The sequence below is a fragment of the Stenotrophomonas sp. SMYL20 genome (assembly GCF_036320045.1).
In the GTDB taxonomy this organism is placed as follows: domain Bacteria; phylum Pseudomonadota; class Gammaproteobacteria; order Xanthomonadales; family Xanthomonadaceae; genus Stenotrophomonas; species Stenotrophomonas maltophilia_A.
Window position 1 is genome coordinate 25,953 of the sequence record NZ_JAWIRT010000011.1, and the last position, 24,166, is coordinate 50,118.

Annotated in this window: 25 protein-coding genes; 9 read left to right on the top strand and 16 right to left on the bottom strand. The window is 65.2% G+C overall.

Annotated features, from left to right (window positions below; translation table 11 throughout):
• Positions 1-59 precede the first annotated feature (59 nt).
• Positions 60-728 (bottom strand): GAD-like domain-containing protein, encoded by a 669-nt coding sequence (locus tag V3B48_RS10100; RefSeq protein ID WP_253144316.1) that lies wholly within the window; start codon positions 726-728, stop codon positions 60-62.
• A 189-nt stretch (positions 729-917) separates the two neighbouring features.
• Between V3B48_RS10100 and V3B48_RS10105 the strand changes: the two genes are divergently transcribed.
• Together V3B48_RS10105 and V3B48_RS10110 are read left to right on the top strand one after the other, a co-directional pair.
• Positions 918-2,354: a class A beta-lactamase-related serine hydrolase gene (locus tag V3B48_RS10105; protein WP_285302578.1), complete on the top strand. Its 1,437-nt coding sequence runs from the start codon at positions 918-920 to the stop codon at positions 2,352-2,354.
• A 187-nt stretch (positions 2,355-2,541) separates the two neighbouring features.
• Positions 2,542-4,650: a TonB-dependent receptor gene (locus tag V3B48_RS10110; RefSeq protein ID WP_197615091.1), complete on the top strand. Its 2,109-nt coding sequence runs from the start codon at positions 2,542-2,544 to the stop codon at positions 4,648-4,650.
• A gap of 46 nt (positions 4,651-4,696) precedes the next feature.
• On the opposite strand, the gene V3B48_RS10115 is transcribed toward V3B48_RS10110, so the two are convergent.
• From V3B48_RS10115 to V3B48_RS10140, 6 genes are all read right to left on the bottom strand, one after another.
• A complete protein-coding gene (locus tag V3B48_RS10115; RefSeq protein WP_197615090.1) occupies positions 4,697-5,215 on the bottom strand; it encodes a hypothetical protein in 519 nt (172 codons plus the stop codon).
• A gap of 13 nt (positions 5,216-5,228) precedes the next feature.
• Positions 5,229-6,101: a hypothetical protein gene (locus V3B48_RS10120; protein WP_329893679.1), complete on the bottom strand. Its 873-nt coding sequence runs from the start codon at positions 6,099-6,101 to the stop codon at positions 5,229-5,231.
• Positions 6,101-6,946, bottom strand: a complete 846-nt coding sequence (locus tag V3B48_RS10125; protein ID WP_329893680.1) for an energy transducer TonB — start codon at positions 6,944-6,946, stop codon at positions 6,101-6,103. The genes V3B48_RS10120 and V3B48_RS10125 overlap by 1 nt, the downstream gene beginning before the upstream one ends.
• Before the next feature lie 52 nt (positions 6,947-6,998).
• On the bottom strand, positions 6,999-7,778 hold the full coding sequence (locus tag V3B48_RS10130) for a hypothetical protein (RefSeq protein WP_182266370.1): 780 nt from the start codon (positions 7,776-7,778) through the stop codon (positions 6,999-7,001).
• A gap of 153 nt (positions 7,779-7,931) precedes the next feature.
• Positions 7,932-8,315 carry a nuclear transport factor 2 family protein gene (locus tag V3B48_RS10135; RefSeq protein ID WP_049463189.1) on the bottom strand — a complete coding sequence of 128 codons (384 nt, stop codon included), beginning with the start codon at positions 8,313-8,315 and terminating at the stop codon, positions 7,932-7,934.
• Positions 8,316-8,367: 52 nt separating this feature from the next.
• Positions 8,368-8,943, bottom strand: a complete 576-nt coding sequence (locus V3B48_RS10140; RefSeq protein ID WP_197615086.1) for a TetR family transcriptional regulator — start codon at positions 8,941-8,943, stop codon at positions 8,368-8,370.
• Positions 8,944-9,012: 69 nt separating this feature from the next.
• Between V3B48_RS10140 and V3B48_RS10145 the strand changes: the two genes are divergently transcribed.
• Positions 9,013-9,558, top strand: coding sequence for a thioesterase family protein (locus V3B48_RS10145; protein ID WP_032127705.1), 546 nt, complete (start codon positions 9,013-9,015; stop codon positions 9,556-9,558).
• A gap of 37 nt (positions 9,559-9,595) precedes the next feature.
• Here V3B48_RS10145 and V3B48_RS10150 read toward each other — a convergent pair whose 3' ends face one another.
• Together V3B48_RS10150 and V3B48_RS10155 are read right to left on the bottom strand one after the other, a co-directional pair.
• Complete coding sequence (locus tag V3B48_RS10150) at positions 9,596-10,027, bottom strand: hypothetical protein (RefSeq protein WP_183080245.1); 432 nt, start codon at positions 10,025-10,027, stop codon at positions 9,596-9,598.
• A 68-nt stretch (positions 10,028-10,095) separates the two neighbouring features.
• Positions 10,096-11,226, bottom strand: a complete 1,131-nt coding sequence (locus V3B48_RS10155; RefSeq protein ID WP_329893681.1) for an agmatine deiminase family protein — start codon at positions 11,224-11,226, stop codon at positions 10,096-10,098.
• 105 nt (positions 11,227-11,331) lie between these two features.
• On the opposite strand from V3B48_RS10155, the gene V3B48_RS10160 reads away from it, so the two are divergent.
• A complete protein-coding gene (locus tag V3B48_RS10160; RefSeq protein WP_164080423.1) occupies positions 11,332-12,216 on the top strand; it encodes a LysR family transcriptional regulator in 885 nt (294 codons plus the stop codon).
• On the opposite strand, the gene V3B48_RS10165 is transcribed toward V3B48_RS10160, so the two are convergent.
• A complete protein-coding gene (locus V3B48_RS10165; protein ID WP_329893682.1) occupies positions 12,191-12,991 on the bottom strand; it encodes an SGNH/GDSL hydrolase family protein in 801 nt (266 codons plus the stop codon). The genes V3B48_RS10160 and V3B48_RS10165 overlap by 26 nt on opposite strands.
• Before the next feature lie 49 nt (positions 12,992-13,040).
• Positions 13,041-14,006: a DUF2268 domain-containing putative Zn-dependent protease gene (locus V3B48_RS10170; RefSeq protein ID WP_121505171.1), complete on the bottom strand. Its 966-nt coding sequence runs from the start codon at positions 14,004-14,006 to the stop codon at positions 13,041-13,043.
• Between the two features lie 138 nt (positions 14,007-14,144).
• Between V3B48_RS10170 and V3B48_RS10175 the strand changes: the two genes are divergently transcribed.
• A complete protein-coding gene (locus tag V3B48_RS10175) occupies positions 14,145-15,128 on the top strand; it encodes a hypothetical protein (protein ID WP_329893683.1) in 984 nt (327 codons plus the stop codon).
• Positions 15,129-15,138: 10 nt separating this feature from the next.
• Here the strand turns inward: V3B48_RS10175 and V3B48_RS10180 are convergent, their stop codons facing one another.
• The 3 genes from V3B48_RS10180 to V3B48_RS10190 all read right to left on the bottom strand — a co-directional run bounded on the left by V3B48_RS10180 (position 15,139) and on the right by V3B48_RS10190 (position 18,634).
• On the bottom strand, positions 15,139-15,459 hold the full coding sequence (locus tag V3B48_RS10180) for a hypothetical protein (RefSeq protein WP_329893684.1): 321 nt from the start codon (positions 15,457-15,459) through the stop codon (positions 15,139-15,141).
• Positions 15,460-15,674: 215 nt separating this feature from the next.
• Positions 15,675-18,137 (bottom strand): prolyl oligopeptidase family serine peptidase, encoded by a 2,463-nt coding sequence (locus V3B48_RS10185; RefSeq protein WP_329893685.1) that lies wholly within the window; start codon positions 18,135-18,137, stop codon positions 15,675-15,677.
• Between the two features lie 167 nt (positions 18,138-18,304).
• The gene (locus tag V3B48_RS10190) at positions 18,305-18,634 is read right to left on the bottom strand and encodes a hypothetical protein (RefSeq protein ID WP_006376346.1); all 330 of its coding nucleotides are present in this window, start codon (positions 18,632-18,634) and stop codon (positions 18,305-18,307) included.
• A 572-nt stretch (positions 18,635-19,206) separates the two neighbouring features.
• Between V3B48_RS10190 and V3B48_RS10195 the strand changes: the two genes are divergently transcribed.
• The 4 genes from V3B48_RS10195 to V3B48_RS10210 all read left to right on the top strand — a co-directional run bounded on the left by V3B48_RS10195 (position 19,207) and on the right by V3B48_RS10210 (position 22,364).
• The gene (locus tag V3B48_RS10195) at positions 19,207-19,713 is read left to right on the top strand and encodes a hypothetical protein (protein ID WP_223224724.1); all 507 of its coding nucleotides are present in this window, start codon (positions 19,207-19,209) and stop codon (positions 19,711-19,713) included.
• Positions 19,714-19,725: 12 nt separating this feature from the next.
• Positions 19,726-21,147: an XVIPCD domain-containing protein gene (locus V3B48_RS10200; protein ID WP_329893686.1), complete on the top strand. Its 1,422-nt coding sequence runs from the start codon at positions 19,726-19,728 to the stop codon at positions 21,145-21,147.
• 70 nt (positions 21,148-21,217) lie between these two features.
• Complete coding sequence (locus V3B48_RS10205; RefSeq protein WP_049422090.1) at positions 21,218-21,994, top strand: HipA family kinase; 777 nt, start codon at positions 21,218-21,220, stop codon at positions 21,992-21,994.
• Entirely contained in the window at positions 21,972-22,364 is a 393-nt protein-coding gene (locus V3B48_RS10210; RefSeq protein ID WP_032127694.1) for a DUF3037 domain-containing protein, read from the top strand. The genes V3B48_RS10205 and V3B48_RS10210 overlap by 23 nt, the downstream gene beginning before the upstream one ends.
• A gap of 12 nt (positions 22,365-22,376) precedes the next feature.
• On the opposite strand, the gene V3B48_RS10215 is transcribed toward V3B48_RS10210, so the two are convergent.
• Both V3B48_RS10215 and V3B48_RS10220 read right to left on the bottom strand, forming a co-directional pair.
• Positions 22,377-22,601 carry a hypothetical protein gene (locus V3B48_RS10215; protein WP_125892069.1) on the bottom strand — a complete coding sequence of 75 codons (225 nt, stop codon included), beginning with the start codon at positions 22,599-22,601 and terminating at the stop codon, positions 22,377-22,379.
• 62 nt (positions 22,602-22,663) lie between these two features.
• Positions 22,664-24,094, bottom strand: coding sequence for a serine hydrolase domain-containing protein (locus V3B48_RS10220; RefSeq protein WP_329893687.1), 1,431 nt, complete (start codon positions 24,092-24,094; stop codon positions 22,664-22,666).
• Positions 24,095-24,166: the final 72 nt, after the last annotated feature.

Here is a 24,166-nt window from a genome sequence, read left to right on the forward strand (position 1 = left end):
ATGCTTCCAGGGAAGGCAGCCGAGCATGGGCTCGGCTCTACATGATTGGGTCCTTCGGATCACTTCCGGGCCAGCGGTTTCACATTGTTCGCATAGCGTGGAAACGCAGGCGCGGCGAACTCCCTCAGCATGTGCAGGTGCGGCTGAAGCTTGAACCTGCGCAGATTGCCAATGGCTACTTCGCCGCCGCAAACCAGCGCTGGCTCAAAGCCATACATCTCATCCGCCATCAAGTGCCCGCAAGTGCTCACAACCCTGTCGAAAGGCAGCTCTTCGGCCCCATCCATCAGATCAAAGTCGTCAAGCTCCGCGCAAGCGAAGAATGCCTTGATGCCACCCTCCTGCCGTGCGAGAGACTTGGGTCTCAAACAGTTCTGAAGAGCAAATACTTCACTGCGGATCGGATCGATGCTCACGCCAGCGCCTGATGCTTCGCCGCACAGGTAGAGCCGTCCAAACCCGCTTCTGGCAAACACATGGTAGGTATCGATCAGGGGAAATGGCGTACCAGACAACCACATGTGCATCAGGCCTTCGTAGTCCTCGGGATTCACCGTCCACAGCCGTCCATTGCCATAGTTCGCCCATCCATCCCGACGCCAATAGCTCAAGAGCGAATCAGGCAAGATGCCCGCCCACTTGGAGAACGCGGTCTCTGGCACCGGATCGTGTTCAGTTGCCTCACCGAAGCTCTCGATGAAGAGCGCGAAATCTTCATCATCTTCCATTGTCCCTCCCATCTTGGACTGTTTCGTCGGCGTGGACTGAGGCGCTCTTATATCTGGTGCTTCATCAGATTCTAAGAGCTGTTTACGACAGACCATTGGAAATTCATTCATTCACATTGCCGCCAGCCCCGCTTGACCCGCTCTCCCGCCGTGACCAACATGCGCCATCACCGCTGACGGATCACCGCGATGTACCGCACCCTTGCTGCCGCATTGCTCTGTGCCCTGTTCGCCGTTCCGATCGCTTCTGCACGTGGCGCTCCCGGCACTCTCTCTGCTCAGCTCGACACCCAACTGCAGGCCAACCGCGAGCGCTACGGCATCGCCGGCCAGGCGGTACTGGTCGCACACAATGGCCAAGTGCTCTACCAGGGCGCCAGCGGCGAGCGCGACCCGGCCACGCATGCACCGGCCACCGTCGATACCATCTTCGCCGCGCAGTCGATGGCCAAGCTGCTGACCAGCACGCTGGTGATGCAACTGGTGGATCAGGGCAAGGTGGATCTGGATGCCCCGGCCAGTCGCTATGTGCCGGACCTGCCATCAGCATGGCAGACCATTCACGTACGCGATTTCCTCAACCACAGCTCGGGTATCGGCGAGTATTACGACCGGGTGGACAACCGCTGGGTGAGCAAGGGCTACACCGGAGTGGCGCCGGACCTTGCAGCAGCGCTGAAGGTGGCCGGCGCGACACCGATGCAGTTTGTCACCGGCAGCCGCGTGCAGTACACCCAGGCCAACTACCTGGTGCTGACCGCCTTGCTGGAAGCGCATTACCGCAAGCCCTACCCGGCCATCGCGCGCGAACGCATCCTGCTGCCATTGAAGATGACCAGTACCTCGTGGGGCATCACCAGCGTGCCGGCGCAGCGCGCGGCGGTGCCGTACATCGGCAAAGACGGCGCATTGCAGCCGGCCAATGAAGCCCCCTGGCCGAACTACGGTTGGGGACACGCCGACCTGCAGACCACCGTGGGCGACATGAACCGTTTCCTGCAGGCGCTGGCGACCGGCAAGCTGCTGCGCACGGCGACCCTGGAAAAACTCTGGCAGCCGCAGAAACTGGCCGGCGGTGGCAGCAATTTCTTCTCCACCGGTTGGGATACCACCCGCAGCGACGGCTACACCCAGGTCGGCCACGATGGCGGCACCCGTGTACGTGCGCGGCTGGCCTACAAGGGCACGCTGGCCAACGGCTACTGGGTGTTCGTGTACCTGACCAACGGCAGCGCACGCAATGTCTGGTCGAGCACGCTGGTGGAGAGCACGATGGCGGTCGCCGCACCGCGGGAGTTCCCGCATGCGGTGCTGTCCGAGCGGCTGATCGCGTATGCGCTGGATGACAGTGAGGATGCGGCAGAAGCAGTGCATCGCTGGCTGCGCGACAGCAATAAGGTTGCTGCCAGCGAACTGGAACGCGCGATCAATGCCGATGCGTACGCGGTCCGCGAAAGCCTCGGGGCACGCAAGGCGGTGAAGGTGTTCGCTCTCAATACCGAGCTGTATCCGAATTCGGCCAATGCGTGGGACAGCCTCGCGGAATGCCACGCCGCGCTGGGTGAGAGGGAAACGGCTGACCGGCTGTATGCAAAGGCCAAGGCGCTGGCGAAGCCGGCTCTGTAGAGTCGAGCCGTGCTCGACTCCGGGACACAGAGGCAGTCGAGCAAGGCTCGACTCTACAGAAAGCGAAAGACAGTCGAGCAAGCTCGACTCTACAAGGAGCGCGGGCGGCCATACGCCGCCGATGGGTGACGTGACGTCGCCGACCTGTTAACTTGCGCGCCACTTTCGTGGTTTACAGTATTCCCGCATGTCGCTCTCGTCGTACCGCCCCGCCCCGTCGCTGTTGTTCCTGGCCGTTTCTCTTGGCCTCTCCTCCACCGCCGCTGCGGCCCCGCAGGCCACCACGCTGGATGCGGTGCAGGTCACCGCCGCCGATGCCAGCGCCCAGGCGCGCGAGGCGCTGAAGCGCGTACCCGGCGCCAGCAACGTCATCGACGTGGCCAAGGCGGACAGCCGGCTGTCCAGCAGTGCCGATGTGCTGGCCTACCAGCCGGGCATCAGCGCGCAGTCGCCGGGCAACGAAGGCACCAAGATTTCGATCCGTGGCTCAGGCATCAACCGGGGCCCGGGCGCGCATGCCTCGGGTATTGCGGTGTCGATCGACGGCCTGCCACTGACCGGCCCGGGCGGCACGCCCTACGAGCTGCTGGAATCGCTGTGGCTGTCCCGCGTGGAAGTACTGCGCGGCGCCAACGGTTTCGAGCGTGGCGCGCTGGCACTGGGCGGTGCCATCGACTACATCAGCCGCAGCGGCCGTGATTCGGCGGGCGTGCAGCTGCACTACGAAGCCGGCAGCCGTGGCTACCAGAAGCGCGGCATCAGCTGGGGCGGCGTCAGTGGCGATGTCGATTACTTCCTGGCCTACACCGATACCGAGTTCGATGGCTATCAGCGCCATGCGCGCGGCGACGGCAAGGGCGCGATGGCCAACATCGGCTGGCAGATCACGCCCGACCTGCAGACACGCTTCTTCGTGCGCTACCGCGAAACCAATCACGAAACACCCGGTCGCCTGACCCGCGATCAGATCCGCAATGACCCGCACGCGGCGAACCCAGCCAACCTGGCCATCGATGCACGTCGCCCGCAGCCCGGCAGCACGTGGGTGGGCAACGTCACCACGCTGCAGATCGATGAGGATTCCTCGCTGCAGGCGGGACTGGTCTATCACAAGTACCCGATGGACTTGAACGAGAGCCTGTACCGCCAGCAGCTGGACTACGCCAACCTCAACGCCACACTGGACTACCGCCACCGCCACCGGCTGTTCGGCCTGGACAGCGAAACCACGGTCGGCCTGCGCGTCACCCACGATCTGGACGCCGATGTGCGCGAGTCGCTGCGTTTTGCCAGCAACGGCTATGCCACCGGCACGCGCACGCGTGACTTCCGCCACCACGGCACCGACAGCACGCTGCACGTTGGCAATACCCTCACCTTCAATGACCGCCTGCGCATGCAGACCGGGCTGGCACTGATCAACACCCGTCGGAATGTACAGGTGACCTGGCCGAGCAGCGGCGGCCGCCTGCGCGACCACGACTGGGACTACGCGCCGCGACTGGGCTTCACCTGGCAGCACAGCGCCCAGACCCAGTGGTTCGGCAACCTCAGCCGTTCGGTGGAGGCGCCGCACCCGTGGTCGATGATCTGGGGCTCGAACCAGTACTTCGGGCCGGGCAATGGCCCGTCTACCGGCCGCCAACGCGCGCCGGTGCCGATGCAGAACCAGACCGCCACAACGCTGGAACTGGGCGCGCGCGGTGACGCGGCGCTGGGTCGCTGGGAACTGACCGGCTACTACGCGCACGTAAACCACGAACTGCTGAGCGTCGAACTGCAACCGGTGCCGAACCTGTTCATCGCCGAGAACAACGCCAGCCCCACCGTTCACCGCGGCATCGAAGCCGGGTTGGACAGCACCCTGTGGCAGGCTGCGCCGGGCCGCCTGTCGCTGCGCCAGGCGTACACCTTCAGTGACTTCCGCTATCGCCACGATGCGCGTTTCGGCAGCAACCGCCTGCCCGGCCTGCCGCGCCACGCTTACCAGGCCGAGCTGCGCTTCGATCACGCGTCCGGCCTGTACGCTGCGCTCAATACCGAATACGCCTCGCGCATCGCCGTCGACTACGCCAACAGCTACTGGGCCGACAGCCATGTGATCTTCGGCAGCCGCATCGGCTACGACGCACCCGGCGGTCGCTGGCAGGCCTGGGCGGAGATGCGCAACATCGGCAACCGCCACTACGCCGCCACGGTCACGCCAGGCTACAACGATGCCGGCAAGGATATTGCCCGCTCGACGCCGGGCGAAGGCCGTGGCATCTACGCTGGTGTGCGTTTGCGCTTTGACTGATGACCGCAGGCGGCGCCGGGTGTGATCCAGCGCCGCCGTTTCAATGTCAGCTGATGCGCCACGCCGGCAGGCGCTCGCTGCGTTTCCAGATGGAAGGCGCGAAGCCGATCAGCACCATCGCCGCCAGCCACTTCGGTGAGGTAGTGAGCAGTGTCGATGTGAGCGAGCCATCGACGGGGGCGGCCATTTCCTGCCACGGGTTGTAGCCCAGGTAGACGACGCTGCCAGCCCACCACAGCAACGCCACACCGACACCCACCAGCAACAGGGCCAGCGTGCGGCAGGTCCATCGTTGCGAGGTGGTGCCCCATTCGCGGGATACCGCCACCAGCAGGCCCACCACCAGCAGCGAAATCAGGGCCACCAGGCCGATATCGACCTTGGGCCCAATACGCTCATAAGTGCAGGTGCGGCATTGCGCCTCTTCCGCGGCAGTAGCGGCTTCGGCGCCATCGGCCTGCCCGGCTGCAGGCTGTGCCAGTGCTGCAAACGGCAACAACACAGCCAGCAGCGTCACCATGATCCAACGAAACAACATCCTGTTCCTGCGTGCAGCGACATCCATGCGCTCTTCCTCGTCAGTGGTTGTACGTCCAGGGCCGCAGTACGCGGCCGTCCCATACGCCGCCCAGACCCCGTTCCGGGGGTTCGGCCATCCAGCGTCCTTGTTCCCGATGCAGTACGACAAGCTCCCGGTAGACGAAATCGTCGGAACACGAATCCCAGGCGACCGCGATCATAGCCCACTGCCCATCGACGCTGAAAACGGGCCGGGTCAGATAGACGACGTGGTCGTATGTCCGAGTCGGCCGATGCACCGTTGTCCCGCACCCCTGCTCCCGCAGCGCTCGAAGCCTCGCGCTGTCCATCCGCTGCGCACCGGCCAATGCGGCCGCAGGCACTGGCGTGGAACGGCGATTGGCGGGAACCAGGTCCGCCTGCAGCTGCAACCGCAGCGCATGGATGTCCGGCGGCCACCAATCGTCCAGCGGCAGGACCAGATCGTCCACCTCCTGGCAGGTGGAGGCACTGCTGCCTGGCCAGCAATAGGGCAAGGTCTGCTCCATCACGTAGATGTCCTCCCCCACCGGGTCGGTCAACTGTGGCTGCTCCTGCGGGCGCCATCGATCGACGCGCGTGGACGGCGTCTGCGGTGCGGTGGGCACCTCGCTCAGCGGCGATGGCAGAACTGGTGTTGGCTGCGGCTCTGGCGGGGGTGGAGGGGGGAAAGGCGGCCTCTGCCGGATCGCCAGCGCCATCGCCTCCGCCTGCATCTGCGCCGTTCCCAGGTTGACCAATGGCGGACCGATCGCCTGCTGCCACCTCGGGCGCAGGCTGCAGACTCCGGCCATGAGAGCCAAAGCCGACAGCGCCGCCGCCAACGACGCAATGCGTCGCCAGACGATCCGTTGTTGGCAGTCACGGTCCGGCTTGAACGAGGTATCTGTCATCACGACTCCGGCAACGCGGGCCACAGGCCGTAGCCAAAGCTCATATAGCGGACAGGATTCACTCGAACACGCTCCCATCCGCCCTTGCTGCGGTGCAGAAGGTAGAGGGCGCGCATCGCCGTTCCTCCACTGCACAGATCCGAGGCGATCGATGCCATTGCCCAGTTCCCGTCCAGGCTGAACACAGGACGCTGCAGATAGACAACGCCCAGATCCGGATTGCCCCGGCCACCCGTGCATCCCTCGACGCCGCGTGCGCGCCGTTGCTGAAGCTCGTCCCACGTCATCCGTTGCGCTCGCACATGTGCAAGCTCAAACGCGAGGTCGGGTACGCGTACAGCCCGGCGGTTCGCAACCTGCAGCACCGCCTCCAGATGCTGCTGAAGTTGAAAGGACGCCGCACTGTCATCATCGCGCCACTCGACGACGCTGTGACGAACCTGGCAGACCGGGACGGGGTCTCCTTCACCGCAGGAAGGCGCAGTCCATTCCATCACTGCAAATGGCATGTCGGGTTCCCAGCCGCGCGGCTCGAAGTGTGCTGGCGCGACATCTGCCAGTGGCACCTCCGCGGTCGCGAACCCACTGTTGCCGGTCAGCATCGGGGAGGAGACTGCCTTCATTGGAATCGGTGGTACTGGCGGCTTTCCTGGCGGTGTCGGTCGCAGGTCGATGAGCTCTGCCATCACCTCGGCCTGCATCCGTGCCGTTCCCAGATTGATCGGAGGCGGGCTGACATCCTGCCGCCACTGCGGGCGCACGCTGGCCATCAGCGCTGCGCCAGCAGCCACGAACAGGACGACCGCTGTCGTCAGGATGCGCTTCCGTGCAATGCGCTGTCGCATGAAGCTCCTCGAAGAAATGAAGCAGGTTGGGATATCGGCCGGGAACGTGGCGCTACACTGCTTGAATGACCTGCAGCAGGTGGGTCGCTCCTGGAGCCAGCGTCTGCGCAAGCCAACCCAGCACAGCAAAGAACAGCAGCAGGCCGAGCAGCGGCCAGATCGTGTGCGTCACGCATACCCGCCACCATCCCTGCTCCCGCATGCCCTGCATGCGCCGGTACAGGCCTCCGGCAATGGCCGCGTCCACCAGCAGCTCAGCCATCAGCACTGGCGCCGACCACACCACCCACACGCTGGCCAGCAGAACGGTCGCCAGCAGCGCGACGAGGCCGAGGATCGCGAGCAACGGCAGGCCCGCTTCGTCTTCGGCCAGGCCGGTCAACGGCAGCTCACCGGCATCGTCGCCGTTGACCCGCGCCGACTCATTCCACGAAGCTGACGCGCCGCCACCTCCAGAACGGCCACCGACGCCGCTCCACGGTGATTCCACGGCACTTCCGCGAGGCGATGGGCTGCCACTGCCCACATCCGGCGACAGGCCATCCAGCACGTTGTCCCAGCGCCAGCGGATCCAGATCCACATCAGCAGCAGGAATACGCCATAGGCCAGCAGCACGGCCATCGGGTAGCGCAGCAGCATCGCGTCGATACCGGCCAGACGCAGCAGGTGCGAGGCGAGGAAACCGGCCGCACCGGTCAGGGCCACGATCAGCGCCATCTGCAGGCGCGGCCAGCCGAGCTGCTGCAGATGCTGCCGCGCGCGCACGACTTCACTGCCGCGATTAGCCGGCAGCTTCAATGGGCTGCGCGTAAAGAAACGGGTGCGTTTCATCGGCGCCGCTGGATGCCGCAGATCGTGCAGCGTGGAAGCTCGAAAACCTGATACTGCATGCGGACATCCTTGCCGGGCACGCGTAAGCGGTGGTGGGCGGATTCTACCGCGGGCAGGTCCGCTGTCCAGACGGCGGACCTATGCCATCGATCCTCAGCTGCGGTCGATGATCCGCACGATGCGACCGTCCTCAAAAGCGAACTCGCTGCGTCCCTGCAGGGCCAGTTCCGTGCCCGCACTGGGACCATCGGGAATGTCCTGCGCGAACACGCCACGCCAGCCGATCCTGGCCAGCGCCATGCCATCCTCGAAGGTCAACTCGAGCAACCGCTGCTCGCGCTCGCGGAACAACGGCGCCGATTGCCGTGCCAGTTCGCCGAAGGCATCGATGCCTTCGGTGACCATCGTCAGCTGGCTGCCGCTGTGGTTCTCGAATCGCACGTTATGCGCCAGCACCGCCAGCATGGCGTCGATGTCGAAGCGGTTGTAGGCCTGCAGGTAGTGCTCAATCAGGTGGCGGCAGTGCGATTCGTCCATGGCGGCGTCCAGTCAGGGCCTGCGCCGAGTCTCCCGCGACCGTGCCGCCGGATCAAGGCCGCGCGGCGGTTTTCAACAACTGCGCGGCCACCTGGTCGAACGGGGCGATGTCCTGCAGTGCGCGGCACATCGCCACCGCACCTTCCACGCTGGCGATCACCAGACTGGCCAGCCCACCCGCGGCGGCCGGATCGTGTCCGTCGGCGACGAACGCTGCGGCCAGATGGCCCTGCCAGCGCGCGAATACCTCTGCAGCTGCCGCGCGCGGCTGGCTGTGCACCGCGTCAACCGGCTCCTCCACCGCAGCGGCCAACACCGGGCAGCCGGCGCGGAAATCGGTGCGCAGCAGGCGCTCGCGCCACATCGTCAGGAACTGCTGCAGGCCCTGCACCGCCCCGCCCTTCAGCAGCTCCACCAGCAACGCTTCGACCTTGTCGCCGGCCATATGGGTGGCACGCGCCAACAGCTCCTGCTTGCCGCCGGGAAAGTGGTGATAGGTGGAGCCCAGCGGCGCCTCGGCAAGCTTGGTGACCTCACGGATGCTGGTGGCATTGAGGCCCACACGCGCCAGCATCTGTGCCGCAGCATCAATCACGCGTTGTGGCGCATCAGACGGGCGCGGGCTCACGGCAGGCTCCTTGCCAGGACAGTCGTCATAGATTAGCGTACCGGCGATTATATAACAGTCGTCATAACCATGAATCTCTGGTTCCGCCTGCTCCATCTGCTGCTGTGCAGCCTGTTCCGGCCCAAGCTGGAGGCCCCATTCGGGGTCTCGCGGCTGCAGTTCCGGGTACTGCCCAATGACCTGGACAGCAACCTGCACATGACCAACGGCCGCTACTGGAACATCTTCGACCTGGGCCGGCTGGACCTGATCCTGCGCATGGGCCTGGGACGGGTGGCGCTGCGCGAGAAGTGGGCACCGATCGTCGGCGCCGGCACCATCCAGTTCCGCCGCGAGCTGAAGCCATTCCAGCGCTTCACCCTGGAAACGCGGCTGGTCGGCTGGGTCGGCTCGCGCGGGATCATGGAGCAACGCGTACTGATCGGTACCGAGCAGAAGATCGCCACCCGTGCGCTGCTGGTCACCGGCATCTACGACCGCCGCGCACGGCAGTTCCTGGGTATGCCGAAGATGATGGAAGCGATCGGCGTGGTCGCCCCGCCGTCGCCGCCGCTCAGTGCGGCCGCCGAGGCGCTGCTGGCTGCCGATGCGGCGTTGAAACAGGACGACGCCTGAGCGCGCTGGATGTGCGCGCCATGCAGGTGCTGCCGCCTCAGTCCGGCAGCCGCAAAACTCCGACCACACCACAGGCGACGCCTGCCAGCAGGATCGAGTAGATCAACCACACCGGCCCACCCTGCGAATATCCGAAGATCACCCATGCCTCACGGATCGGACGGCGGGTCATCCAGGGAATCAGCAGCAGCGCCAACAGCGGCAGACCGCAACTCATGCCGGCTGCCAGCAGCAATGGAAGTGAATCTGTACTGGCGTAGTGACCCAACGGCCAGATCAACAGGCCGCTGATCAACCCGAGCAGGAAAAGCGCGTTTGCACTCCAGATGGAAGCGCGATGGCGGCGTCGCAGGTAGACCAGACTACGGCCGCGGTAGTGACTGGGAAGTCGACCGGCAGCTCGCCGTGCAATCATCGTGGCGATACTGCCGCCCACCAATCCACTCCATATGCCCGTATCCAGATCCATCTGTTCCCCCGACCATGTGTACCTGGAGCATCATGACATGACCTCCGGCGCGTCAACGCAACAGTGGACTACACCTTCGGCATGTTCTTGGTCACGCAATGGATGCCGCCACCGCCACCGGCGATGGCATCGATATCCACCTGCTCGATCACGCGGCCGGGATACATGTCTTCCAGTAGTTCGCGGCAGAATCCATCGGCTTCGTCGTCTCCGAACTGCGGCGCGACCACTGCGCCGTTGATCGGCAGGTAGTTGATGTAGCCCATCGCCAGATCGTCGTTGTCGCGCGTATGCACGTTGTCGCGTCCGTCCAGCGGCGGCGGCAGCGTATGCACCTGCAGGCGACGGCCATCGGCATCGGTGGCCCCGCGCAGGATCCGCAGATGCTCGCGGGTCAGGTCGTAATCGTAGGACTCCGGATCGTTGTCCAGATTGGCGATCACCACGCCCGGGCGTACGAAGCGCGCATAGAAGTCCACGTGCGCATCGGTGATGTCCTTGCCGGCGATGCCGGGCAGCCAGATCACCTTGCGCAGGCCCAGGTGATGCTTCAGCTCGGCCTCGATATCCGCGCGCGACCAGTCCGGATTGCGATTGCGGTTGACCCAGCAGCTTTCGGTGAGGATGGCCGTGCCATGGCCATCGACTTCGATGCCACCGCCCTCGCCCACCAGATCGCTTTCCAGCAGCGTCGCGCCAGTCACCTGCGCCAGCCACGGCGCCACCGCGCCATCGTTGCGCGCGCTCTGCTTGCCACCCCAGCCGTTGAAGTTGAAGTCGACCAGGCCCAGGCCGCCCTTGTCATCGGTGACGAAGCACCCACCATAGTCGCGCACCCAGATGTCATCCAGCGGCACCTCGAGGAACTCGATGTTGTCGCGGCCACAGCGATCCTGCGCCTGCTTCAACTGCGCCGGGCGGCACAGCACGCTGACCGGCTGGTGGCGCGCGATGGTACGGGCCAACCGCGCCACGGCGGTGTTCACCGCATCGGCTTGCGCGCCCCACACCCGCGGCTGCGCGGCGAAGGCAAGGAACACGCGTTCCTGTGGGCCGTGCTCGTCCGGCATGCGCCAAGTCCCCGCACCTGGCCCTGCTGCAGCCACGCGACCCGGCAGCCCGGCCAGGCCCAGAGCAGCCAGGCCGCCAAGGCCGGCGGCGCCCGCCAGCTGGGTGAGGAAGTGACGACGGTTGCTCATGACAGGCTCCATGGCCGGTGTGGGATGGGCGCTATGCTGCGCTTGCCGACACATAAGAACAAACGATAGATTCAGCCATCAATTGAACAGTTTTACTTATCTGAAATGCTCAAGCACTGGCCACCACTGAACGCGCTACGGGGGTTCGAGGCTGCGGCCCGGCTGGGCAGTTTCCACCGTGCGGCGGAGGAACTGCACCTGACCCAGTCGGCCATCAGCCAGCAGATCCGGGGTCTGGAAGCGTCGCTGCAGCAGCCGTTGTTCTTCCGGCAGGGCCGCAGCGTCACCCTCACCGATGCCGGCATCGACCTGCTGGAAACAACGCAGGCGCTGCTGCGGCAGCTGGCCAGCGGCATCCGCCGGCTCGATCAGTACCGCAAGCCCAATCAACTGATCGTCAACGCCAGCCCGGCCTTTGCTCGGCATTGGCTGGTGCCACGCCTGGCCAGCTTTCACCGGCTGCATCCCGACGCCGATCTGTGGCTGCTGACCAGCGAGGAAGCGCCGGACATGACCACGCAGACGCTGGACGTAGCGGTACGTGATGACCTCGACTCACAGGCGCAGTGCCAGCATCGCGTGCTGCTGCAGGATCGTCTCTATCCAGCCTGCCATCCGGCCCTGCTCGCCACACCGGCGCACGAACGCCTCACCCTGCATGGCGAGCGCGAGATGGACTGGAGCCAATGGCAGGTGCAGGGTGGCGCCGATGTCGGCCAGCGCCGCGAGGGAATGAATTTCTCCGAGCCCGGGCAGTTGCTGGATGCCGCGTGCCAAGGGCTGGGTATCGCCTTGGTCAGCGAGCTGCTGGCAGCCCGAGCCTGCGAACAAGGCCTGCTGCAACCATTGGATGATGCACGCGTGCGCGGCCCCCGCTGGAGTTGGCTGGTACATGAGGAGAGTGCAACCGATCCGCTGGTGATCAGTTTCTGCGAGTGGCTGCTGGCAAGCCTGCCCGGCGGAGCTACTTCTGCTGCAGCGCGCGCTTGACCGCCGCCTCGGCCAACGGCGCCATCACCGCATAGCCCTTCGCCGTAGGATGCACGCCGTCCTCCGCCAACTGCGGGACCAGTCCGCCGATCGCATTGGCCATCGGCGTGTAGTAGTCCAGATAGACCAGCTGCTGTGCATCGGCATAGCGCTTCAATGCCGTGTTCAATGCACGCACCTTGGGCGCAGGTGCTGTGCCCGGCAGCCACGGGTAATCGCTGACCGGCAGCACTGATGCCAGCACTACGGCGATGCCATGTGCACGGGCAAGGTCCACCATCGCGTGCAGGTTGTCTTCGATCATCGCCTGCGTGGATGGGCCGGTGTTGCCTGCAATGTCGTTGGTGCCGGCCAGGATCACCACCACCTGCGGCTTCAGTGCCAGCACGTCCTGCGGGAAACGCACCAGCATCTGCGCCGTGGTCTGGCCGCTGATGCCGCGGTTGAGCCAGCCCTTGCCGGGGAAGAAACCGGCACTGCCTTCCCTGCCCCAGCCCTCGGTGATGGAGTCACCGAAGAACACCACGCGCGGCTGGCCGGGCACCGCATCAGGTAGGCGCGCATTGGCATCACGATAGCGTTGCAGCTCCGGCCAATCGGCCAGGCGCTGCTGCATGAAGCGCACTTCGTCGGGGCGTAGCTGGTCGATGGGCGTCTGCAGCAGCGGGTTGACTGCGACGGCCTCAGCGGCGCCCAGCGGAGAAGCCAACGCGAGGCCCAACGCCACGACAGTGGCAGTGGCAGTGGCAGTGGCAAGCTCAACAGGTCCACGCATGCGGGTACTCCTGAAATCATCTTCAGCAGTCTAACGCCCCACCCTGTGCTCAGCGTGCAGCCGTACGCGCCGCCACACCCGTGACTTTCGCCGGCATCCACATACCCGGCGTCCAGCCGCTGGCGGCCAGGATCGCCTTCGGGTTGTCCTGCTGGATCAGCGCACGCACCGCGTCACGCTTGTCCTTGGCCTGCAGGTAATAGGCCTTGGCGATGCGGTATCCCACCCAGTACCCCAGGTCGTAAGGTTCCTGCGAGCCTGGCTTGTAGTTGTACAGCCACGGCGACAGATCGGTGCTGTCCAGATCCAGCGCGAACGCGCTTTCGATATGCACTTCCCGACCACGGGTCCAGGCCGCATGGCGCCCGTTCCCGACGTTGCCGGAAATCAGTTCGGCGATGAACTCAGCAATGCCCTCGCCCAACGAAACACGCAGCACCGTCGCATGCGGGTCGCCCGGCTCGAAGTCGGTCAGGCCGGTCTGCTGGATGTGCACGTACTCGTGCGCGATCACATGCACGAAGCGGTCCTGCACATTGGGATTCATGAAATCGGCTGCGCACAGCGCTTCCAGGCCGATGATCACGCCGCTTTTCGAGGTCAGCCCTACCGGACGACCGCGGCCGACGGCGATGGTCACCGGCGGAAACGCAGCCTGCGGATAGATGGCCTGCAGGTTGGAAAACACCTGCGTCAGACGTTGTTTCACCGCCGGCAGTTCGGCCAGGCAGCTTCGCCCCTGCACATACAGCTCCGGCTGGCTGGCGATGGACTCGGCAATGCGCTCGGGGGTGACCCGGCGTGCCTTGGCCAGCTCGGCCAGGCCCGCCGAACCCTCGGCCATGTAGCCACGCAACTGCGCAACGCTGGGTTTGCCACCTGCGTTGTCGTACAGCGCGTAGAAGCGGCTGACATCGTCAGTGACAATCTGCGGCCCGGCCGGTGCCGCCGCCGTGGCCATGCCAACCACCCCGGCACAGGCCAGGGCCAACAGGCCGCGCAGGATCATGGACATCGCTCCGTCCTTGGTGGAGTGCATGCGAAGCGCGCAATCTATCACTCCGGCCCGGCCGCCGCAGCAAGCAGATGCGGGCACCCCTGCGCTGTGCCAGACTCGCGTTGGCACCTGCCACGGAAGATAGAGCACCCCGCGATGATGATCGTTCCCGCCTACTGGGCCGAAGCCCGCCTGCAGGCCCGTTTCCGTGGCCGGCCGGTGGTGGTGCGCCGCTTCGGCTGGTCCGACGAAGGCCCTGCCGAGGCGCAGGTGCACGCCGACCGCCGCGCCAATGAAGCACTCAATGCCATCCTCGCCGGACAGGTGCTGCCGCGTCGCGAAGTGCGCAGCAACTACGGCGTGGAGGGCGTGCCGATCCGCGAGCAGATCGTGCTGCGCGACGGCGACGTCATCATCACCCGCAACAGCTATGGCGCACTGTGCCTCAACAGCCCGGACGTACTGTTCGCCGACATCGACCATGCGCAGCCGCCAGCCGGCTGCGTGATGCCGGCCATCGTTGCGGCGGTCGTGCTGCTTGCCGGCGCCGTCACCGGCACGCTGCTGTGGCATTGGCTGGTGGGACTGGTGCTGGGCGTGGCGGCGGTGGTTCTGGTCAATGCGGCATTGCTGATGCGCCGCAGGCAGCGGCTGGCCGCCGCCGGGGGCGCCGAGGGGTTGGCGCTGCGACGCGTGGAAGCCTTCAGCGAACAACACCCCCACTGGCATCTGCGCGCCTACCGGACGCCTGCGGGACTGCGCGTACTGGCGATGCATGCCACGTTCTCCCCGGAGGACGAGCAGCTGCAGGCATTCTTCAAGGCACTGGGCACCGATACCCTGTACGCGCGCATGTGCCGGCTGCAGCATTGCTTCCGTGCGCGACTGACACCGAAGCCGTGGCGCGTCGGCCTGAAGTACCGCATCCGCCCGCCAGTGGCCGCGTGGTCATCCGAACAGGCCAACAACCCGGACCGACTGGCCTGGATCGCCGAGTACGAAAAGAAGAGTGCGGGATTCGCTGCTTGCGCTTATCTGCGCAGCTTCGGCGATACCACCCGGGTGCATGCCAAGACCGAGCACGTGCGCGATCTGCATGACCGGATGTCGCACGCGCAGGACCGCCTACCGCTGGCGTGAGGGCGAATGCTCAGTCAGCGCTCCGCACGAACGGCTGCCCTGCCAGGGTAGTGCCCAGCCGCACCGCGATCTGTTGACCGTCCTTTTCGAAGGTCGTCGCACACTGCTTTCCGCCCTTCTGGCATCCGACTTCCGGAAAGCCCTCCAGCGACTCCGGCGCGCCCTGCGCAGGTTTCGCCTGCCAGCCTGCAGCATCCAGCAGGCGCTTGGCCTTGGCGTAAGGCATGCCGGCGACAATGCCCAATTGCGTCAGCTCAGCAGGAAACGACTGAGCATATGCCGTTGAAACCAGGGTCAACGACAACGTTGCAGCAAGGAGAATGGCTTTCATTGCACCGACCTGGAACGAGCGATCAGGTTCAGCCTAGACCATTTGCGTGGCATGCGAATGTGCCGGTAACAAGTCGTTACCGAGTCTCCACAGTTGATTGCAAAGCACGTGCATCTGTTTACATGCGAACAGCAGCCGAGCATGGCGCGGCTCTACAGGATGCAGGAAGGCCGCCCGAAGGCGGCCTCGTGCAAAGCAGTCGAGCTCGCTCGACGCTACTTGGCGTTCTTCACGTAGGTGTCGAACCAGTTCAGCATCTCCGACACCAGCTGCTCGTTGGACTCCAGCGCGGTGTACCAGTGCGGTTCGTTCGGCAGCATCACCAGGCGGGTAGTACCGCCGTTGCCACGAATGGCCTGGTACAGCTTGCGCGACTGGAACGGTTCGGTGCCCGGGTTGGCATCGTCCTCACCGTGCACCAGCAGCAGCGGCAGCTTGATCTTGTCGGCATAGAAGAACGGCGAGGCCTTCAGGTACACGTCCTGCGCCTGCCAGACCGAGCGGCGTTCGTTCTGGAAGCCGAACGGGGTGAAGGTCTTGTTGTACGAACCACTGGTCGCCACGCCGGCCTTGAACAGCTTGGTATGCGCGATCAGGTTGGCGGTCATCAGGCCACCGTGGCTGTGACCGGTCACGCCGATGCGGTTGCGGTCGACCACGCCCATGTCCACGGCCTTGTCCACCGCTGCCTTGGCGTCGGCTTCCAGCTGCTCCAGGTAGGTGTCGTAGGCGTTCTTCGGGTCACCCACGATCGGGAACGAGGCATTGTCGATGATCGCGTAGCCGGCCAGCAGCATCAGGCGGTACGGCTGCAGGCGGGTGAAGGTCTGCTGCGAACCGGACACCTGGCCGGCCTGCGCGGCATTGGCGAAGTCGGCCGGGTACGCGTACAGGATCGCCGGCACGCGCTGGCCTTCCTTGTAGCCCGGCGGCGTGTACAGGGTGAACGACAGGTCCACGCCGTCGGCACGCTTGTAGGTCACCAACTGCTTCTTGATCTGGCGCACTTCCGGGGTCGGGTCGACCAGCTTGGTCAGCGCGGTCGTGGTCGACGCGAACTGCGCCTCGCCGGCCTTCGCATCGGCCACTGCCTCCCCCTGCTGGCGGATGAAGGCGTTCGGCGGATCGATCACCGACTGGTGCCAGGTCAGGTAGCGCCCCTGCGTGTTGCTGAAGCCGAGGAACTGTTCGTAGGCGTCGGCACTGCTGCGGAACAGGCGCTCGCTCTTCAGGGTGCCCAGGTCCAGGCGGTCCAGGAACGGACGGTCGCCCTGCGGCGAAGCGCCACGGCCGCTGAGGAATACGTGGTTGCCCTCACGGCGCACGACCTGCGCGCCATTCGGCAGACGCGTGAACACGAGGTTGCCGGGATTGCCGTAGAGCTCATCGCTGGACATGTCCCACAGCAGGCGACCTTCCTTCTTCGGCTGGTCCACATCGACGATGCGGGTCTGCATCCAGTGGCGGTTCTCGTCGTTCTCGTACTGGAAGGCTACGGCCGGATCGGCGGTCCACGCAAACCCTTCAAAACGCTGCGCGGTACGGGTGATTTCGGTCGGCTTGCCGTTGAACGGGGCCTTCAGCATCAGCACGCGGTCACGGTGCGGCACGCTGACCTTCCAGTCGCCCTTGTCCAGCGCTTCGGCATAGACCAGGGTCGCCGGATCGGTGGCTCGCCAGTCGAAACCGCGCGGGCCTTCCGGTACGCCGTGCACCGGCACGCGATCCGCCAGCGGCAGGCTGGCGATCGACGTGCTGCGGCCATTGCTCACGTCCAGCACCGCCACATCATTGGCGAAGCGCTGATAGGTCACCGCATGTGAGTACGGCGCCTTGATCGACTCGGTCAGCACGTGCACGCCATCGGGCGCGGCGCTGACCTCGTTGAACAGCGCAGGCTGCCCCACCGGGCGCACGCTGCCCGCGGCGGTATCGACCACGGCCAGCTGCGAAGCGCCGTAGTAGGCGAACAGCTTTTCATCATGCACGCTGGTCAGGGTGTCGCGGGCTTCGTAGGTGCTGCTCTCGCCACTGCTGCCCAGCGATTCCTGCGCATCCGGACCGGTCGGCACGCCACCGTTGGACGGCGCCGGACCCTGATTGGCCGGCACCAGTTTCACCAGCAGGTTCTGGCTGCCGCCCAGCCACTGCACGGTGTAGCCGAAGATCGGGTTCAGCTGCACGTTCGGCACCTGCTTCACCTGGCCGGTGGCCGCATCGCCCACCCACAGCTGCACGCTGGTATCGACCGCATTCTGGAAGGCGAAGTGGCTGCCATCGGCCGACCACAGCGCGCCAGTGGCGCAGCCCTGCGGCAGGTTGACCTTGGTCTCCTTGCCGCTGCCGATATCGACCAGGGTGAAGTCGGCCACGCAGGCCGGAATACCGTAGCCGCCGGGGGTGTCATGCCGACTGCGGTTCTTCGGCTCCAGGCGAACGCCGGCCAGCTTCAGGTACGGCTGGGCGACGCGGCTGATCGACGGATAGGTCTGTGCGGTGGTCAGCAGCAGGCGCTGGCCGCCCGGGGCCACGTTCGGTGCTGGCGGCGGCGGTGCCTTCAGCACCTTGAGCAGGTGCTCCGGCGGCTTCGCGTAATCGGCAAGCGCCGGGCCAGCGGCCAGCAGGCCGACGGTGGCAACGGCAACGGCCGCTGCCAGAGAGGTTCGACGGATCAGCATCCTTATCCCCTGGGGTGTGAATGGGTACCCGGAATCGGGCATGGCCCCGAATCTAGCACCGCAGGAGTTGTCGTGAATGGGCCGGAAGGGCTAGTGGCCGGATGGGGCAAAGTGCAGCTCCGGGAGGTGCCGGGGAGCTGCCGGCACCTGCCAGGCATGGCCCGGCACTACTGCTGGGCGTGCAGGTCCCAGGCGGTGAGATAGTCCGGGTCGACCACGATCATGCCGCTGTTGCTCATCCGGTACTCTCCCGGCTGGGCCGGCAGGTACTGGTCGAGCATCGGAGGCAGGTAACGCTCGTGGCCATCGTTCTCGTCGGCCAGCACCACGCCTTCATCGGCACTGATGCGCAGCACCGTTCCCGCGTACTGCTCCAGTCCCTGCACCTGGCCGTCGCCGCCGTAGCGGGTCACCCCGACCAGCACCAGTTTTCCGATCATTTCCTCGACCTTGGCATCGTCCAAGGCCGGCAGCATTCGTTCGTATTGGTCGCTCATCGGTGCACCTCCAAAGCCTGCAGGATCATCATGGACAAGCCAGCCTCCGCGCTGCGAAGGCCATCGGGCAACGCAGAGGACAATCTGGCGGGCGTATGTCTGTATTGCAGGGCCGGCAAGAGCATGCCGGGACCGCATCGGGTGAACAGTGGCAGATGCTGTGGGTGGCGGCCATCCGTGCCGGCAAGGTGGCCGTATCAGACCAGGGTCAACACCACGCGTTGCATTGCATGCAGGGTAAAGCGTGACAGCTGCGCAGTTGTTGCATGACGGCCTCCTGTTGAAGGTCACACGCGAAGTTGATGCTCCATGGACCCGATGCTGACATCGCGCGCGGAATGGTCAAGTGAAGAATGCGCACCCGTTCACCTTTTGTAACGCATTCGGGTGCCTCGATTACGCTTAACCTCTGCTTCATCCGGCTGGCCCTAGGGTCAGCCTTCAATCTGCAAGGAACGCACATGCCCCGGTACGCATTCATACGACCGTGGACGCTCGCACTTTCAGCGGCCGCGCTCTGCGCCTGCGCACATGCCGCCGACCGCACGCCGACTTCTCAAGGAACCGACACCATGGCCCCCGCCGTATCCGAGACCACTTCGCCCTCCCCGCTCAATGCCGAGCAGTTGCTGCTGCGCCTGCTGGACCTGATCAAGGTCACGACCTCCACCCGCGAGCTCACCGCTGAGCGCCTGTCCGCAGCGATGCAGGCGCCGGCGCAGGTCTTCGGCCCCGGCCACTTCGGCTATGGCGGCACGCTGACACCGGAATGGGGCTATGGACTGGAAGTGCAGCGGGCCGGCACTGCCGACGCGCGGCTGGACCTGAACTTCATGGACACCAGCAGCGATCGCAAGGCCTCGGCTGCGGCAATCTGCCAGGTCGACTTCAATCACTTCGCTTCCGCACTGGATGCCGCCGGCTTCAAGCGCGAGACGGTGCGCGGCGAACACGGCCGGGTGATCTACGACCGCTTCGATCGACCGCAGCTGAGCATCAAGGTCGACACCATGCCCGAGAACCCTCACGCCCTCGGCGACGCCACGCATGCCTGCGTGCGTCTTGTCACCGTGCAGTAAGGGGAGCCATCAATGACGATCCTTTCCGCAGAAACGGAACGCCTGCTGGGCGAGTTCGCTGGCAAGACCGACGTCACCAGCGACCAGGTCGACAACCTGCGCAACGTCATCGCGGGCTCGCCCGTGCTGGCGAAGCAGGTGGACGCCGCCATCGCGGCAGGCTATCTGGAACGCTTCGAACTGTTGCCCGCCACAAGCAACGCGGGCGGCACCTACGAGACCGGCACGAAATCCATCAACCTGCCCGCCAACAGCTTGTCGACCCCGGCGGCGCCGGACAGGTTCGACGCGGCCGAGGTTGCCTTTGTGCTCGGTCACGAGATCCAGCACGGCTTCAACGATGCTGATGTCGAGCGCGCCTACGTGCAGTTCGAAGCCGACGTGGAGCAGGTCGCGGGCCGTACAACGAGTCATGATTACACCGAGGTCATCGGCACCCTGCTCGCGGCCAACCGCCGCGATGAGGCTTCTTCGAACATCGCAGGCTGGAATGCGCTGGTCAGCCAGGTACGTGCCAACAACCCGGACGCCACCCTGCGCGACCTGTATGAAGCCAGCACCCGCTCGACAGATGTCATCCAGTCGCGACCCGGCCCGCCGATCACCTATGCCCCGCACCCGGAGCTGACCCTCAATGCGGACCTGACCATCTCCCCCACCGCAGCCAACATCGAGGGAATGGCCAGGCACTATTACGATCAGGGCGTCAGCACCGGCCTCGGCCATCATGGGAATTCGGACTACCAGAATTTCTACGGCGCCCTGGCGATCGGACTGGCCAGCGAATTCGAGGCCGCGAATCCAGCGCCCGATGGCGTCAGCCGGATGGAAGTGAACATGAAGAAGCTGGGCCTGGACGAGCGCCTGCTGGAGCAGAACGGGCTCAACCTCGGCGAGGGCTCGCCCCCGCGCCAGCCCTACTTCGATACCAGTACCTCGCCGTCGACGCTGCATTACTTCGACCACACTGAGGGCACGCATACGCATGTGCCGATCACCACACAGCATGCGGTGGAGGGCGATGGCTTACCGACGCTGCTTGCGGAAGGCCGTGACCGTTCGCTGCACGAGCAGATCCGCGGCAAGGTAGCTGAGCTGGATGCTGCCAACGGACGCAGTTTCGATGCGTCCAGCGAGCGCCTGAGTGCCAGCCTGCTGGTGCTGGCCCGCGAAAACGGGCTGGACCGGGTCGACCATGTGGTGCTCAGCCGCCAGACCGAGGGTGCGGGCGCGGCGCAGAACATCTTTGTGGTGAAGGGGCCGCTGGATGATCCGGCCTCGCTGCGCGCCTCATCACCCACTGCCGAGGCCGCCCAGCGCCCGGTGCAGGACAGCCTGGATACGCTTGCCGTGGTCAACCAGCGGCAGGCCGATCAGGCCACGCAGGAACAGGTCCGCGTGCAGGAACAGCAGCGCGGTGCGCTGACGCACTGACGGGGAACGACATGGAGCCGCCGGGACGCGCCCGGCGCTCCCTTGGCGGCACCCACGCTAGAATGCGCGCATGCGCACCGTACATGCCCTCCGCTACATCACCCCCTTGCGGGAAGGTGGCTCCCTGCCGGCCGTGGTCGAGACCGACGACGACGGCATGGCCGTGCTGAAGTTCCGTGGCGCCGGCCAGGGCCCGAAGGCGCTGATCGCCGAGCTGATCGCCGGCGAAATGGCGCGCACGCTGGGCCTGCCGATTCCGGAGATCCTGTTCGTGGAGCTGGACCGCGAGTTCGCCCGCACCGAGCCCGACCCGGAGATCCAGGAGCTGATCCGCGCCAGCGAGGGTTTGAACCTGGGCCTGGACTACCTGCCCGGCGCGATCAACTACGACCCGGCAGCGATGCCGGTGGATGCCGACCTGGCCTCGCGCATCGTCTGGTTCGATGCGTTCACCAGCAATGTCGATCGCACCACGCGCAATCCCAACCTGATGGTGTGGCATCGAAAGCTGTACCTGATCGACCACGGTGCGGCCATGTACTTCCATCACGACTGGGCCAATGCTGGCGATGCCTGCGAAAAGCCGTTCGTGCTGATCCGCGACCACGTACTGCTGTCGTTCGCCAGCCGCATCGCCGAGGTGGATGCCGAACTGGCCGCGCGCCTGACCGATGCCGAGATCGAGCGCATCGTCGGCCTGGTGCCGGACAGCTGGCTGGTGGACGAACCGGCGTTCGACAGCCCGCAGGCCTATCGCCAAGGCTATATCAACTATCTCAAGCACCGCCTGAAAGTGCGTGCAGTGTTCGTGCAGGAGGCCATCCGTGCCCACGCTGCACACGTATGACTATGCGGTCATCCGCGTGGTACCGCGGGTGGAGCGCGAGGAATTCATCAACGTCGGGGTGATCGTCTCCTGTCCCGGCGCGCGTCATCTGGAGGCGGCCATCGAGATCGATCCGGCACGCCTGCACGTGTTCGCCCCAGCGCTGGACCAGGAGGCGCTGCAGCCGTGGCTGGATGCGATAGTGGCCATCTGCCGCGGCGATGCCAGCGCCGGGCCGATCGCACAGCTGCCAGCGCGTGCGCGCTTCCATTTCCTCACCGCCAAGCGCAGCTCGGTCGTGCAGATGTCGAGCACGCATGTGGGCCGCACGGCGGACCCGGCGGGTGTGGTGGAACACTTGATGACGAAGATGGTGCGGGTGCCGCGCTGACGCGCCCGTCTCTCACTTCCGGGCGCGCGCCCTGTGCCAGGCAATGAGCGCACAGGCTGCTGCAGCGGCAATCAACACCCACCCGGCTGCCGCTTGTCCATGCAGGTAGCCTTGTGCATACGCAGCACTGGCACCTTCGCTGGCCATGGCCGGAACACCCTTGAGTATCACGTGCACCCCACGCAGCAGCAGCACCATGCTGGCGACCAGACACACCACGGGAAGGAGTCGGCTCATGGCCCGATTCTGGTCCGCCACCTGCCCCAGCGTCAACATCGCTGTGGCATAGTCGCTCGGGACTACAGCGGCACTCTTCGCGCGATGTAGTTGACCACATTGCCGATCGCATCCGGATCGACATTGGCCAGCCCAACGATCACATAGCCCTGCGCGGGTAGCACCACGATGGCACTGTTCGATCCGGGCGCACCGCCTTCGTGGCCGTACTGATGCTCCCTGCCCTCGCCCTGCACCACGAAGCCGAACCCGTACCAGCCCTTGTGGTTCTGCGCCGTGGTGGCCTGCTGCAGCAATGCAGGTGAGACCAGCTTTCCGCTGCGCAGCGCCTCGGCGAACTTCACCATGTCGCTCACCGTGCTGTAGCCACCACCGGCTGACATGCCGCGCCAGGGCAGCGACTTCGTTTCACGCACCCATTGCCCATCCTGCTTCGTATAGGCGACCGCACGCCGTGGCACCGTCACTGTTTCCGGTTCGAAGCCGGTGCCGGTCATGCCTGCCGGGCGCAGGATGTGTTGCTCCACATAGGCGTAGTACGACTGCCCGGAGACGGCCTCGATGATCCGCCCAAGCACGATGAAGCCATAGTTCGAGTAGCTGTCCTGGCTGCCGGGCGTGAACTGCGGTGCATCCTTGGCAAAGCGCTGCACATAGTCATCCAGCGTCTTCAGCGACGCGGAATACTGCTCGAAATCGTCGCCGAAGAAATCACCCAGGCCACTGGTATGGGTCAGCAGCTGGCGAATCGTCACGCTGTTGGCAACAGCCTTGTTCGGATAGTCCGGCAGGTGCTTGCCGATCGTGTCATCGAGACTGAGTTTGCCCTCCTGCACCCGCTGCAGTATGGCCACTGCGGTGAACATCTTGTTGGAGGACGCAAGGCGGAACTGCGTATCCACGCCCACTGGAATGCCAGCGGTGCGATCGGCATTGCCACCGCGCCAGTCCAGCAGCACCTTGCCGTTCCGTGCCACCTGCAACGCACCCGACAGCGCGTCCTGGGCCCGCAGCGCCTCCAGCCTTGCTGTGGCATCGGCCATCAGGGCAGGCAAAGCAACCCTCTCCGGCTTGAACTTGTCCGGCGTTTCAGTGCCTTCGATCTGGAACTGCTTCAGGTGCGCCGGATTGTCCGGGTCCATGCTGGCCGTCACCCACATCGCGCGCTCGTTCAGCTGGCCCATCACCAGCACCTTCGCGTGACCGGGCGCGCTCTGGCGTGTTTCCAGCACACTCAGCGGGCCGGTGCTCTCGCGGAACTCGAGATAGTCCTTGGGGCTGCTGCCTTCCTTCTTCGCGTAGGTATCGGCGAACGCCTGCAGTTGCTCGAGGCTGCCAGCGTTGAAGGCCGCCAGCCAGTCATCGATGGCGTCCTGCGCACGTGGATGTGCACGCTCGGAAGATGTGGCGCCGATTGCTGGAAAAACCGGGGTAACCAGTAGAACCGAACAGGCCAGTGCACTGCAGAGAAACAGGCGTCCAACAACCCTCATGGCAGTTCCTTTGCGGGGATTCCTGGACGCATCCTAGACCAAGGATGCGGCCGCCGCATCGACACCAGGGAC

Coding starts and splice junctions, on each gene's coding strand:
- V3B48_RS10100 (WP_253144316.1), bottom strand. CDS start 728: ATGGAAGATGATGAAGATTTCGCGCTCTTCATCGAGAGCTTCGGTGAG.
- V3B48_RS10105 (WP_285302578.1), top strand. CDS start 918: ATGTACCGCACCCTTGCTGCCGCATTGCTCTGTGCCCTGTTCGCCGTT.
- V3B48_RS10110 (WP_197615091.1), top strand. CDS start 2,542: ATGTCGCTCTCGTCGTACCGCCCCGCCCCGTCGCTGTTGTTCCTGGCC.
- V3B48_RS10115 (WP_197615090.1), bottom strand. CDS start 5,215: ATGGATGTCGCTGCACGCAGGAACAGGATGTTGTTTCGTTGGATCATG.
- V3B48_RS10120 (WP_329893679.1), bottom strand. CDS start 6,101: ATGACAGATACCTCGTTCAAGCCGGACCGTGACTGCCAACAACGGATC.
- V3B48_RS10125 (WP_329893680.1), bottom strand. CDS start 6,946: ATGCGACAGCGCATTGCACGGAAGCGCATCCTGACGACAGCGGTCGTC.
- V3B48_RS10130 (WP_182266370.1), bottom strand. CDS start 7,778: ATGAAACGCACCCGTTTCTTTACGCGCAGCCCATTGAAGCTGCCGGCT.
- V3B48_RS10135 (WP_049463189.1), bottom strand. CDS start 8,315: ATGGACGAATCGCACTGCCGCCACCTGATTGAGCACTACCTGCAGGCC.
- V3B48_RS10145 (WP_032127705.1), top strand. CDS start 9,013: ATGAATCTCTGGTTCCGCCTGCTCCATCTGCTGCTGTGCAGCCTGTTC.
- V3B48_RS10150 (WP_183080245.1), bottom strand. CDS start 10,027: ATGGATCTGGATACGGGCATATGGAGTGGATTGGTGGGCGGCAGTATC.
- V3B48_RS10155 (WP_329893681.1), bottom strand. CDS start 11,226: ATGAGCAACCGTCGTCACTTCCTCACCCAGCTGGCGGGCGCCGCCGGC.
- V3B48_RS10160 (WP_164080423.1), top strand. CDS start 11,332: ATGCTCAAGCACTGGCCACCACTGAACGCGCTACGGGGGTTCGAGGCT.
- V3B48_RS10165 (WP_329893682.1), bottom strand. CDS start 12,991: ATGCGTGGACCTGTTGAGCTTGCCACTGCCACTGCCACTGCCACTGTC.
- V3B48_RS10170 (WP_121505171.1), bottom strand. CDS start 14,006: ATGTCCATGATCCTGCGCGGCCTGTTGGCCCTGGCCTGTGCCGGGGTG.
- V3B48_RS10175 (WP_329893683.1), top strand. CDS start 14,145: ATGATGATCGTTCCCGCCTACTGGGCCGAAGCCCGCCTGCAGGCCCGT.
- V3B48_RS10180 (WP_329893684.1), bottom strand. CDS start 15,459: ATGAAAGCCATTCTCCTTGCTGCAACGTTGTCGTTGACCCTGGTTTCA.
- V3B48_RS10185 (WP_329893685.1), bottom strand. CDS start 18,137: ATGCTGATCCGTCGAACCTCTCTGGCAGCGGCCGTTGCCGTTGCCACC.
- V3B48_RS10190 (WP_006376346.1), bottom strand. CDS start 18,634: ATGAGCGACCAATACGAACGAATGCTGCCGGCCTTGGACGATGCCAAG.
- V3B48_RS10195 (WP_223224724.1), top strand. CDS start 19,207: ATGGCCCCCGCCGTATCCGAGACCACTTCGCCCTCCCCGCTCAATGCC.
- V3B48_RS10200 (WP_329893686.1), top strand. CDS start 19,726: ATGACGATCCTTTCCGCAGAAACGGAACGCCTGCTGGGCGAGTTCGCT.
- V3B48_RS10205 (WP_049422090.1), top strand. CDS start 21,218: ATGCGCACCGTACATGCCCTCCGCTACATCACCCCCTTGCGGGAAGGT.
- V3B48_RS10215 (WP_125892069.1), bottom strand. CDS start 22,601: ATGAGCCGACTCCTTCCCGTGGTGTGTCTGGTCGCCAGCATGGTGCTG.
- V3B48_RS10220 (WP_329893687.1), bottom strand. CDS start 24,094: ATGAGGGTTGTTGGACGCCTGTTTCTCTGCAGTGCACTGGCCTGTTCG.